Origin of the sequence: Acinetobacter sp. NIPH 817 (genome assembly GCF_000368405.1) — a bacterium.
In the GTDB taxonomy this organism is placed as follows: Bacteria; Pseudomonadota; Gammaproteobacteria; order Pseudomonadales; family Moraxellaceae; genus Acinetobacter.
In genome coordinates, this window is sequence record NZ_KB849418.1 from 147013 (window position 1) to 159949 (window position 12937).

General features: G+C 37.7%; 10 protein-coding genes and 1 tRNA gene. 6 read left to right on the forward strand and 5 right to left on the reverse strand.

The window, feature by feature from the left end; all coding sequences use genetic code 11:
* The first annotated feature begins 1 nt into the window (after window position 1).
* A tRNA-Val gene (locus F968_RS00705) sits at window positions 2–77 on the forward strand.
* Window positions 78–444: 367 nt separating this feature from the next.
* Here the strand turns inward: F968_RS00705 and F968_RS00710 are convergent.
* The 4 genes from F968_RS00710 to yccS form a co-directional block, all read right to left on the reverse strand.
* A complete protein-coding gene (locus F968_RS00710) occupies window positions 445–1230 on the reverse strand; it encodes a YdcF family protein (protein WP_004789287.1) in 786 nt (261 codons plus the stop codon).
* 114 nt (window positions 1231–1344) lie between these two features.
* Window positions 1345–3927, reverse strand: a complete 2583-nt coding sequence (locus tag F968_RS00715; protein WP_004789289.1) for a PepSY domain-containing protein — start codon at window positions 3925–3927, stop codon at window positions 1345–1347.
* A gap of 155 nt (window positions 3928–4082) precedes the next feature.
* Complete coding sequence (locus tag F968_RS00720) at window positions 4083–4658, reverse strand: SdpI family protein (protein WP_004789292.1); 576 nt, start codon at window positions 4656–4658, stop codon at window positions 4083–4085.
* A 100-nt stretch (window positions 4659–4758) separates the two neighbouring features.
* Complete coding sequence (yccS, locus tag F968_RS00725) at window positions 4759–6933, reverse strand: YccS family putative transporter (protein WP_034596023.1); 2175 nt, start codon at window positions 6931–6933, stop codon at window positions 4759–4761.
* Window positions 6934–7060: 127 nt separating this feature from the next.
* Here yccS and F968_RS00730 point away from each other — a divergent pair, with 127 nt between their 5' ends.
* The gene (locus F968_RS00730; RefSeq protein ID WP_004789297.1) at window positions 7061–8275 is read left to right on the forward strand and encodes a multidrug effflux MFS transporter; all 1215 of its coding nucleotides are present in this window, start codon (window positions 7061–7063) and stop codon (window positions 8273–8275) included.
* A gap of 25 nt (window positions 8276–8300) precedes the next feature.
* On the opposite strand, the gene F968_RS00735 is transcribed toward F968_RS00730, so the two are convergent.
* Window positions 8301–9008 (reverse strand): nitroreductase, encoded by a 708-nt coding sequence (locus F968_RS00735; RefSeq protein WP_004789299.1) that lies wholly within the window; start codon window positions 9006–9008, stop codon window positions 8301–8303.
* Between the two features lie 508 nt (window positions 9009–9516).
* On the opposite strand from F968_RS00735, the gene F968_RS00740 reads away from it, so the two are divergent.
* From F968_RS00740 to F968_RS00750, 4 genes are all read left to right on the forward strand, one after another.
* A complete protein-coding gene (locus F968_RS00740; RefSeq protein WP_004789301.1) occupies window positions 9517–9720 on the forward strand; it encodes a hypothetical protein in 204 nt (67 codons plus the stop codon).
* Between the two features lie 157 nt (window positions 9721–9877).
* Window positions 9878–10045: a hypothetical protein gene (locus F968_RS20175; RefSeq protein WP_116772752.1), complete on the forward strand. Its 168-nt coding sequence runs from the start codon at window positions 9878–9880 to the stop codon at window positions 10043–10045.
* A gap of 99 nt (window positions 10046–10144) precedes the next feature.
* Window positions 10145–11620, forward strand: coding sequence for an alanine/glycine:cation symporter family protein (locus F968_RS00745; RefSeq protein ID WP_004789302.1), 1476 nt, complete (start codon window positions 10145–10147; stop codon window positions 11618–11620).
* Window positions 11621–11788: 168 nt separating this feature from the next.
* Window positions 11789–12763 (forward strand): patatin-like phospholipase family protein, encoded by a 975-nt coding sequence (locus F968_RS00750; protein WP_004789304.1) that lies wholly within the window; start codon window positions 11789–11791, stop codon window positions 12761–12763.
* The last annotated feature ends 174 nt before the right edge of the window (window positions 12764–12937 follow it).

Consider the following 12937-nt stretch of genomic DNA (forward strand, 5'->3'; position numbering starts at 1 on the left):
AGGGCGCTTAGCTCAGTTGGTAGAGCGTCTGCCTTACAAGCAGAATGTCGGCGGTTCGATCCCGTCAGCGCCCACCATTGTTTCTTTCAGAAAATTTAATTTCCTAAATTAATTCTTCCATAAATATTTTATGTTTGCATATAAAGTTATTTATTATGTGATCAAGTATGGGTTCAAATTTTCTATTCTAAAAGAATAAAGTTTTACTCCTTTAAGTTATTTTTCTATTGATTTCAATTTTTTAACTTTAGTACTTCTATACTTATGCCTTCGATGGGTTCCTGATCCTCATTAAATTTGTTTTATTCGAGACTAAATATAAGAATTTAATCTGTAATTTATTATCTTCAGCTTAGATCGACTTTATATTTGTACTGATTGCTAATATTTTGGCAAATAAAAAACTGCTATTTTTTGAATAGCAGTTTTTCGACTAAATTACTTTTAATATTCGTTTAGAAGCCATCCACTCGCATACGCAAAATATTCACGTAACCATGCATTATAGCGAGTAGCTAATGGGGTCTCGGCCGCTACTCCATAAACTTGGGTATAGCCCTGTTTCTTTGCAATTGCTTCTGCTCTAGGAATATGAAAATCACTTGTAACAATAGCAATTGGTTGGTTTAAGTTAATGTGCTGCTGTGCTAATAGTGGTTTACTATTTTTTAAATTAAGTTCAGTACTGGTACTTTTATCTTCAAGAATTATTCGTTCTTTTGCAATATGATACTTTTGCTGAAGATAACGAGACATAACTAATGCTTCGCTTTCTTTTTCAGAAAAGTCTAAACCGCCTGTTAAAACAACTTTTGCGTGCTGTTGTTTAAGCGCTAAAGGGGCAGCTGTATCTAAACGTTTTGCAAGAATTGTAGATGGTTGACCATTTTCGACACCGCTTCCTAAGACGATAATTGCTTTTACTGGAGGAATATTATCTGAAGTATCTTTATTTTCTTTAATAAAGCTAAAGAAATAGCCTAAGCCAATTAGCCATATCCAGAAGCATAACCATCCAAAACGCCAAAATGTGTGTAAGCGGTAGTGATAGAAGAAAAAGCGCTCTAAATGATAATAAAATAAAGAATAGAGGCAGAAAAAAACACCTAAAACTACAGGAATAATTGTGCCTACATTAATTTTATTGAGACAAATTAGAACTAATCCATCTAGAAATAAAATCGAACCAATGATTGCTAGGAAAATACGGATCCACTTACTGACTTGCATTGTGCTTAGAGTTGCAATTTAAATTGCAGACAGTGTATGCAAAATCAATCTGAATGCAATAAAAAATCGAGTAAAGCATTTAAGCTATTACTCGGTTTTTGTTTTTATTGACCTTTAATACACATCACGGCGGTAACGGCCTTGTTGTCTTAACTCATCTACCTGTTCTTCACCTAGAATTTCGATAAGTGCTTGATCGACTCCACTTGCCATACCATCAATACTGCCGCATACATAAAGAACAGCACCGCGTTCTATCCACCTTACTAATTCTGCTGCATTCTGACGGATTACATCCTGAACATACATACGTTTTTCTTGATCTCTTGAAAATGCTAAATCAAGGCGTTTTAACATTCCTGTTGTTTGCCATGCCTCAATAGTTGATGCATAGAAGAAATCCCATGCTCTTTGACGCTCACCAAAGATTAACCAGTTTTCATTGTAATCATGACGAGTACGGGTGTGTAATAGGCTCATTAAGCCAGCAATACCAGTTCCGTTACCAATACAAATAATAGGACGGTTGTCATCAATAAGATGGAATGATTCATTGGTACGAATACGTAAAGCAATTTCATTATTAACTTGCGTATGTTGAGTGAGCCAACCTGAACCTAAACCCAGGTTACCAGACGCGTCATATTGTTGACGAACAACCAAACGAAGCACTTGCTGAGAAGGAATACTCGCAATCGAATACTCTCGCGTTGGTAAGTTAGGAAGCTGTTCTAATAAATGGTCAAGATTCGCAAATGGTTCAATTTCTCCAGTTAAATCTTTATTCCAAAGGGCTTTTTCGATCGGAATCTGTAAAGAATCAACTTTTGTATTTTTAAGAATATGATGCTTCTGCAAAAAGTCGTGAATACGTTCAGGGCTATTACCAGGTTGAACTTCAGCAATATCACCCGCTTGCCATAGTGCTTCGTGCTTTGCATTAAGCTCAATATTATAAGCAGGTTGACCTAAGCTATTTGGATTGAGTAGGTCACGTTGTTGCAGCACCCATGTATCAAATACTTTTTCTAAATTTACAGCATGCAAATCTAATTTAGTTGCTTTCGCGAGTGCCTGATTCCAGTTTTGAATATCCGCTAAGTTTGCATTATCAACTTCAATTGTACTAAAAAGGGTATGAGCACCATTAGTTTTAAGCCAGAGGTCTACCGCATGTCCAAAGCTACAATAAGTATCAGGATATTCTTTAGAACCTAACGCCAAAACAGCATAGTTAATGCGTTTAAGATCTAGATTTGCTTTTAAAAGCTTTTTAGCAAAGCTTGTGGCGAGATCAGGTGCATCACCAGTACCATAAGTACTGATTACAAATAAAACCTGCTCATGCTGCTCTAAATCAGACTGTGTGAGCTGTTGTACTGGTTTAACCTGAACAGGTTGATGAGCTTCTTGTAAACTTGTTGCTGTACTCCACGCAAGTTGTTCGGCTACACCTGTTTGAGTTGCATAGGTAATAAGCCAAGGTTTCGCATTTGGATCAATGTATTGTCCAGCTAAAGACTGACGAGCCGCCTGTGTTAATTTTTTCTGTTTACGGCGTTTAAGATAAAGCATCCATCCTGTAACCAAGAACAAAGGCATTGCCAGTGAAGCAAGCATTGCAACAAATTGATAAATTGGTCCAAAGAAACTACCACGATGCACTGGTAACATGCTGCTCATGATCTTTTGATTAAGCTTTTTATCTTCGTAAAGCTCCATCTTTTCGATATTACCAGTTTGATAATTATAGATGGCTTGGTTACGTGCACGCTCATGTTGCGGCGTAGCATCGACAAAGCTTAACTCAACTTTTCCATCATCTTTTTTCGGTAAGCTCAATGTTAGTGTCGAATAATCACGCCCGACCTGACTATTGAAGCCACTCCATGTTTGATTAAGTGCTGTAATGAGCTGAGTATTATCTAATTGAGGCTCTGATTTTTTATCATTATTACGGTCAGATCGTTTGCCTTGTTGCATTCCACGATTTTGAGGAGTAGCGCCATGACCTTGTGGTTTAGGTTGCTCAACGCCCATCACTTTGAACATGCCACTACGCCACCAGTCATAAGACCAATATAGACCTGTACAAGCGAAAAGAAGATAAAAAACAATGACCCATGTACCCACAACAGCATGTAGATCCCAAATAAAATTTCGGCCTTTCAACTTCGGCTTAACAGCGAGCCATTGACGAGCAGAATGCTTTTTAGGCCAGCGTAAATATAACCCACTGAGCACGAAGTAAATTAACATGAGTGCGCATGCACCAGTAATTTGTTTACCAACTTCACCAGCTGTTAAATTACGATGAATTTGTTGTATGAGTAACAACAAATTTCGCCCTTTTACATCTGGCAGAACTTGAGCGTTATAAGGGTTCACCATCATATTATAGCCACGACGTTCACCTTCTTTTTCAATATTCACAACAGAAGAAGAGGTGGGGTCCTTGGCAATCGTAATGCTATTAATTTTAATTTCAGGCTGAGTTGTATTGAAATGTTGATATAGCTGAGCAGGAGTTAATTTTGGAGTATTTTCAGCTTGAACAACATAACTATCAGAATTCACCCATTTTAAAATTTGTTGATCATAAGAATAAATTGCACCTGTTACACCCATAATGGATAAGATGAGGCCAGCAGTAATACCTAGAAACCAATGAATTTGAAATAAAATTTTTTTAAACATGGTCGAAAATGTAAATATGATGGAGATCTTGTAACGAAGTATAGCCGAAGATTGGGGAGATAATATGGATTTTGGAGATAATATTAATTTTCATTATCATTTATTTTTAGCTTATTAAAAAACCTCCCTGAGGAGGCTTTTTATAGAATAGAGAATTACAAGGTTTTTGGTTCACCTACAGATTCTTTTAAGTGAGTGCGAATCGTATTGAAAGAAAAATTCTTAGAATCCATTCGCTTAGGTAGAATGTAAGCACCTTGCTGCTCTTGACCTTTTGGATCTTTTACTTTGAAATTGACCAAAATGAAATCAGGTGCATTGTACCATTCGTAGATATTTTTCCATCCAATTGTACCAACGCCTTCTTGATGGCCCATTTGCTGACGCATCACGATGCCATGAGGTTGTACACCTAAACGAATACCTTTGATTTCCTGTACCGGAAATTCATTCATTTTGCGTTTAACGTACCATTCTAATCCGTATTTACGACCTAGGTAGTAAAGTACTACAGCGACAATAGCAACCCAGCAAAAAACAGTAGAGTAGTTCTTAATAAAAATAAGACCTAATATAGCTAGGGCTAAAACGACACCCATAATTGCCCAAATTTTTGTGCTGATTTTATTAGTGCTGCGCCAGATAAGAAGCTGTGCATTACGTTGCTCAGCTTCTGACACATCATATGGAACAGGCTGAAGCGTATAAGCGTATAAAGTTTTCGCGGTCATAGTGCAAATAACAAATTGTAAACTGTTTTAAGTTTAGCACTAATTGGCATAAGTCAGGAAAGGATATTATGCCAATTTAATACTAAATTCCGAGGCGAATTTATAATGATGCAAGCTCACTGGCATCATTATCAAGATCATGACTTAGTCGTTGTTTTAACATACTAAATCGGTTTAATACACCAAGCATAAGCGAGAGCTGTTGTAAAATAATGAGTGATTTTTGGTCATCTTCATCATTTTGGCTTAGACGTTGACGTATCGTTTGGAGCATATTTTGTGCTGTAAGATCAGGCATTTCGTCTCTTAATAGCGCCCCTTGAATATCATCAAGGGCTTGGTCTAATAGTTTAAGGACGGCTTGATCCTGAATGTTTTCTCGATGTGCTCCAAGTGCCGCGATATAACTTAAAAATGTATGGTTTAAACATAAAAATTCAAAAATATCGGATTTACGAGTCGGGTCAAAGTCTGGTTCGGTCGCTAAAGTTGAAATAAGTGAAGCAACTTCAGCATCTGTATTATGTGCAGCTCGACGTACAATTCGGTAATTTAGCGCATGATTACGGCCTTCATGATATTGTTTGACAACTTCGGCTAAATAATTACATTGAGCTTGCAGTGAGCGTCTGATGTTACGAGGCAAACGTCGAAACTTCCAGTCAGGCCAAATAAAGGTCACCCCAAACCAAGCTAAAGCACATCCCATTAAAGTATCTACAAATCGAGGAATGGCAGCAGCCATCGCTGAACCGTCTAGATTAAAGTTAATTAATGCCAAAATGGTGATAAAGGCAGTTGCCTGCGCATATTGTTTACTGCGTAACTCAAAAAACAGGACTCCACTTAATATCAACATGAATAGTTGTCCTTCTGTCGAAGGAATTAAGAAGATAATCGCAAGTCCAACGACAATACCAACTAATGTCCCAACAATTCGTAAACGTAAGCGGCGCTTGGTCGCGTTAAAGTTGGGTTGGCTTACAAATAGAGCTGTAAGCATAATCCAATAGCCATATTCAATATGGGTCATTTGAATAAATACATAACCAATGAAAAGCACAATCGAGACGCGAATTGCATGGCGGAAGAGTACAGATTCGGGAGTTAAATTCTGTTTTATTCGGATGACAATATCATTCCATCCTTGTAAATCATCGTCTTTTAGCTGGTTTTCAGCTTGTTTAACTTTGTCAGATTGAATGTGTTGTTCAGTTTCCAAGTTGAGTAATTGGGAGTCGATAGACTTTAAATTTTGGTATAAAGCGAAAAGAGCATTTACCCATAAAAGGTCATAATGCTGATCGCGTCTTAGCTTTTCTAATGAGAGGCGTAGGTTTTCAAAACTTTGTTTAAACCTTTTATTATGATTATAAGGTTTACGTTGCAAAATACATTCATTTAACTCTTGGCAAGCTTTACCTTGAACCGCCAAAATTCGTTGGAATCTAAATAAAATATCACTGTGCTGAAAAATTTTGGCTAATTTTTGATAGTCAATATGGGCTGAGTCAGCACGTTCATGAATATCTTGAGCAACAAAATAATAATGTAAGCTTCGGCGTGTATCTTTTTGTCCACGGTCACCTTTTAAACGAGTCAGTAAAGCTGTTTTTAAGTCATTAAAAATCGTAATTAATTTACCGTTTTCTAACGACAGCTCAATCATACTTTGCTGATAGCTGGCAGGAGTCATATCTACATCAAACAAATTTGATTTTGCAAAAAGAAAATCGCCTAGGGATGCATAAGACGCAGCCAGTTTGTCTTGTAGTTGTCGAACCGGAAATAATAAAAAGCTAATAGTAGCAATGAGGCCATACCATGCAGCGCCTGCAACTAAAAGGGCAGGTTGGATATACCAATGATCAAAAAGGTGAACACCTAGCATGGTATAGACTGAAACAACTAAACAGCCATAAGAGATGGTTGCGTAACGACGTCCTAATGAACCGAGTAAAATCCAGCCAATACATGATGCAATTAACCCTAAAGCAAAAGCCATTGGATAGGGAAAAAGTAGTTGTACGGAAGCAGCGGTAACGAAGAACCCAATATAAGTATAAATCAGGTTCATGATTCGCACGGAAAAGCGATCATCAATATCACTTAAACCTGCTGCGACTACACCTAAAGTGAGTGGAATTGTTGCTAATTGATAGCCTAAAAAATAAGGCACGAAAGCAGTTCCTGAAAAGGCTATCAGCATTCGCACGTTATACATAAATGTTGTGTTATAAGTCGCTCTTTTTAGGCGTTTAAACCAAGATTTCAAAGGAAGTCCTTGCTGATCAACCTGAGTGGTAAAGGATTTGTGTATTTCTACACCAATGTTGCACAAATCATACGATAGACAGTGTAAGCTTGTCTGTATGCAAATGATTGAAAAATGAAATATCGTTATGTCTGAACAAACAGCCCAGCGTCAATACTCTATTGGCTGGATTATGCTGCTCGCTTTGCTTACGGCTTTAGGGCCATTATCCATCGATATGTACTTACCTGCTTTGCCACAAATGGCTCATGATTTCGGGGTGAGTACGCAAATGGTGGCAAATACATTACCAGCTTATTTTTTTGGCTTAGCTATTGGGCAATTGGTTTATGGTCCTCTAAGCGACCGTATTGGTAGAAAAAAACCACTTTACTTTGGCCTCGCGCTTTATGCAGTCGCAAGCTTATTTTGCGTATTGGCGACAAATGAATGGGGTTTAATTGCTGCTCGTATTTTGCAAGCTTTAGGCGGCTGTGTCGGTGTGGTAATGGCTCGTGCAGCCATACGCGATAAATTAGATGTTCAAGGCTCGGCACAAGCTTTTTCAAGCATGATGATTGTAATGGGGCTTGCACCAATTTTGGCACCGATGATCGGGGCATGGATTTTAATCTGGTTCCCTTGGCAAGCTATTTTTATTGCCCTTTCAATTGTCGGCGTCATATGTTGGTTGTGTGTACATTTCTTCTTTAAAGAGACCTTAGCAACCGATAAAAGGCTTAAGCTATCGCTCTATCAAGTAGTGACCCTCTATGGGGCTATTTTCAAAGATACGAGCTTCCGTTTACCTATGTTTGCAGGGTGTTTAACAGGAGCAGCGCTATTTTGTTATATCAGCTCAGCCCCAGCAGTTTTTATGGATCAGTACGGACTCAATCAACAAGAGTTTGCTTATGTATTTGGGCTAAATGCTTTTGGCATTATGCTGATGTCATCTTTAAATAAGCACTTAACAACACGTGTTGAAATCACTAAACGGCTAAAGGCGGGTTCGCTTGTCCAAGTAACTGGAGCGATTATTGTATTTATTGCGGGTTTAATCCCAGCAGCACCTTTATGGCTTGTAATGTTAGGGCTATTTTTAGCTATTTCAGGCATTGGTTTAACAGGACCAAATGCAATGGCGCTGGCAATGTCTAAACAGGGGGCTCGCGCAGGGACAGCGAGTGCAATCATGGGAAGTATGCAGTTCGCTTGTGGTCTTTTAGGTGGTGTATTACTTAATTTTCTTATTTGGTCTGCATCGCTTAATATGGGCGTGATGATGGTGTTATTTACACTAAGCGGTTTTATTGTCGTATTAAAAGCGACGAAACAGGTAACAATAAAGCCATTCTCATAGTTTTAAGAGAATGGCCACTTATATATTATTCGTCTAGAAAAACTGCGAAATTTTCAACTGGTTCTCTAGGGGTAATAAAGGTATTTACAATGTGGTTAGGATCAGCATGACCTAACGCAATTGCACATACAAGCTCTTCTTCATCTGATGCACCCAAGATATCTAAAACAACAGGGTGAAAATGGTTCCAAGCTGCTTGTGGGCATGTATCTAAACCACGTGCCTTAGCAGCGACCATCACATTCTGGATCATCATTGCAATATCCATTTTAGACCCGATTCCCATTGTTTTATTTACAGTAAAGAAAAGGCCGACTGGAGCATCGAACAGTTTGAAATTACGTAACTGCTGTTCCGCCATTTTTTCTTTTTCGCCTTTTTTGATTTCGAGTAGGCCATAGAGCCCCCAACCATTTTCACGGCGGCGATCAATAAACGGCGATATCCATTTTTCAGGATAATAGGCAAAGGTTTCTTTATATTTTTCTGCAAGTTCTGGGTTTTTTGAAACTTCAATTTGTGCTGCACAAACACGCTCTACCATTTCATCACGCTTGTTGCCTGTTACTACATAGACTTTCCATGGTTGAGTATTTGTTCCAGAAGGTGCTCGACTTGCGACTTGTAATATATCTTTAATGACTTCTGACTCAATTGGAGTATTTAAAAAAGCGCGGACAGAATGTCGAGAAGTGATAGCTTCATCAACGAAACGAACTTGTTCCAGATTCATGAGTACTCCTATATCTTTTTCTTAAATATTTCATACTTTTTGAAGCTTAATTTCATGCTTTGAAAGTACTTCATTTATAAGCAAAAAATATTAGAAAAGAGATATCCTTACAGGTATGATAATTTAATTAGTTTAGACATATTGTCTGATTAATTATAATTCGAATATGCCACTTTAGATTTAAATAGACAAAATAGTGTGATTTTGTCGGTTATAAAAAATAAAAGCATAACAGGGAGTGGGTGAAAAATATTCAATTGAAATAAAGGTATAATATGTTTAAAAACAGTACAAAACGGATAGTTTTATATAAAATATGACCATTTTTTATATAAAATTTTAATGAAAAATATACACAAAACTTTAAATTTCTGCATAATACCGACTTTTTTACGCAGGTATGATTTCTCCATACTCACGTTAGGAAATAGTGGCTGCAAACAAAATCCTTTTACAAAAAGGATTTAAATGCAGAAATGGAGAAATACACGAGGTATAGGAGCTTTACATGAGTTTACCACTCATCAACAAGCAGTTCATGAAACAAGGATTGGCGATTACCATTGCAACCATGAAAATGAACGTAACTCAAGCAGCTACTGAGTCACAAAAAATACAACAGCTTAGTACAGGTCTAAACGCACTCTTCTTTGATCATGGAGAAAAGGGCGCAGATAATCGCGTTATAGCGATGGCTCGTTACAGTCTTTGAAATTTATATCCAGTTTAGACATTTGTTCAAAAGTATATGTAAATATGCTTATTGGCTTAAATCCAGATTTTGTAAAACTCGTTTAACTGATGGGAATCATTAGACGAGTTTATTTAGCGGTGGTCATTTGTTAGTCTCCAAGTTTGTAGCTGAGTCGATGCATACTGTTTTTCCGAAAGCGGAAAAATTCAGTAGTGCAATGATATTATTTTATCTGAAGGTCGCTTTCTCTCATGCAACCTTCAAAGGCTTAGTATTGGGCATGATGTTGCTTAAACTTGTGACGGTAATTGCTATTCAATTGACATTAAAAGTTTTTTCTTGAATTTACTGAAAAGTCCCGGTTTCTAGGGGCTTTTTTGTTTATTGCAGTATTTTGGCATGTGCTTTTAGCACATTAGCAAGGAACGTAAGCGGACCGAGTATGAATGAACAACTCAATGCCACACTGATGTCGTGGGTAAAATTTTTTAATGACCCTTTATGGGACTTTTTGGTTATTTTCTTGCTAGCTGTAGGTATTTTTTATACGGTCTTAACAGGAGCTGTGCAAATTCGCATGTTCTTGCAAAGTATCCGAGTGATGAAAAGTAGTCGTACAGAAGGGGAAGATGAGCATGGTCTTACACCTTTTCAGGCGTTTGTAACTGGCCTTGCGAGCCGTGTTGGGGTAGGTAATATTGCTGGTGTAGCAATTGCTATCGCAATTGGTGGCCCAGGTGCAGTTTTCTGGATGTGGGTAACTGCTGTTCTTGGTATGAGCTCTGCTTTTATTGAGTCTACGCTTGCTCAGCTATTTAAAGTTAGAGATAGTAAGAGTAAACAGTTCCGTGGTGGACCAGCCTACTATATTACTCAAGGTTTGCGCAGTAAAACCTTTGGTGTGGTCTTCGCACTTGCATTGATCTTTACCTACGGTTTCGTATTTAACTCAGTTCAAATCAACGCGATTGCTAATGCATCTTCACATGCTTGGGGTTGGGATAAAGCCAATGTTATTGCTCATCTAGGTGGCGTTGATCTAGAAATTTCATGGGTTGGTCTTGCGCTCGTCGTTATGGTTGCATTGGCAATTTTTGGTGGTATTAAGCGTATCGCTAAATTTGCAGAGATGTTTGTACCTTTAAAAGCAGGTCTTTACTTATCTGTTGCTCTCTATATTGCAATCAGTAACTATGCGATTTTGCCTGATATTTTAAAGTTGATTGTGACTGAAGCTTTCAACTTTAATTCTGCAGCAGGTGGTTTCTTTGGTGCGGCAGTATCAATGGCAATGATGCAAGGGATTAAGCGTGGCTTGTTCTCTAACGAAGCTGGTATGGGTTCTGCACCAAACGCAGCAGCTGCGTCTGATGTAAAACATCCTGTAAACCAAGGTTTGGTACAAATGCTCGGTGTGTTTGTAGATACTTTCATTGTATGTACAAGTACTGCAATCATTATTTTGGTTTCTGGTGTTTACCAAGATGCAGGTTTTGTCGGTGTTGAATTAACTCAACGTGCTTTAGAAACTCAAGTTGGGCATTGGGGATCGGACTTCCTTGCTGTTCTATTATTCTTGTTCTGTTATTCAGCTGTATTAGGTAACTATGCCTATGCTGAAGGTAATGTGCAGTTTATTAATAACAACCCGAAAGTCATGTTCATCTTCCGTATTTTTGTATTGGTGATGGTGTACTTCGGTGCAATTGGTAGTGTTCCACTCGTTTGGTCTATGGCTGACTTGTTTATGGGTATCATGGCAACGATTAACTTGATTGCAATCGTACTATTAACACCGATGGCACGCACATTGTTAAAAGATTACCGTGAACAATTGAAAAAAGGCATTAAAGAGCCTGAGTTTAAAATTGATAAGTATCCAGAGTTGAAGAAAAAAGTTGATTCAGATATCTGGTAAGTTACAAAAGGCCTCTTATAAATAAGGGGCCTTTTTTATAGGGGATAGATAAAATACTTGAGTCTAAATTTTAAACATGACAAATTAAATAAATTCAATACAGCTTTTAACGATACTAGCAACTAAAATTGCAATCCGAACTTAAACCTCATAGTGCGAATATAGGCCATGAAACAGCTTAAATTGTGGGTTCTCGGACTCTCTATAGTGTTGGCAGGATGCCAGACCACTACACACTTGTCTGCTGCTCTAAAACCGCAAACAACGGAAGCTTATGCTCGCTCTGTTGAACAGCCATTTGCACGAATTAAAAAACAGCAAAAGCGTCCAGTTGTTGCGCTTGTATTGGGCAGCGGTGGAGCACGAGGTTATGCTCATATCGGTGTTATTGAGGTTTTGGAACAACATGGTATTCGACCAGATTTTATTGTAGGTACTAGTGCTGGTAGTATTGTTGGAGCACTTTATGCCAGTGGTAAAAGTCCTGCTCAATTACGTGATACGGCTTTAAAAATGAAAGCTGGTGATGTGCGTGATATTAGTATAGGACTAAAAGGTTTTTTTGATGGTAAAAAAGTAGAAAACTACGTTAACCAGCAAGTAAACAACATGCCACTCGAAAAAATGAAAATCCCAATGTATGTGGTTGCAACTGAATTAAAGCATGGCACTAAAACCGTATTTAACTATGGTAATACTGGGCAAGCCGTAAGAGCATCTGCTTCAATTCCAAGTATGTTTGTACCCACTAAAATTGGTAAATCTGAATATGTCGATGGTGGGTTAGTGAGTCCTGTGCCGGTTGAAGTCGCACGAGATTTAGGTGCTGATGTCATTATTGCTGTTGATATTTTAGCTCAGCCTATTTACACAGAAACCTCGAATGTCTGGGGACTGTTTAACCAGAATATTAATATTATGCAAGGTCGTTTGGCGGCAGAAGAATTACAATATGCGGATGTTGTTATTCAGCCAGATTTAAGAGAAAAAGCGCATATTTTTGATGTGAAAGGCCGTGAAGCCACCATGAAATCTGGCATCGATGCAGCCAATGCCAAACTTTCCGATATTCAGTTTGCTATTGATGAAAAAATAGCTGAACAGAATATGTCTACTGAAGGATTAAGTGCACAAACTCAATAATTTGACGTTAATTATTTGAAAATTAATTAAAAAGCCTGAATAGGGCTTTTTTTTATGTAAGTTTAAATCCTTAATTTTTGGAATAAAAATTTTTGTATATTAAGTATATGTTGGATATGCTGAAAACTCTGATGATCAATATAAAATATTGATGTCATTTTTAAAAAATAATTG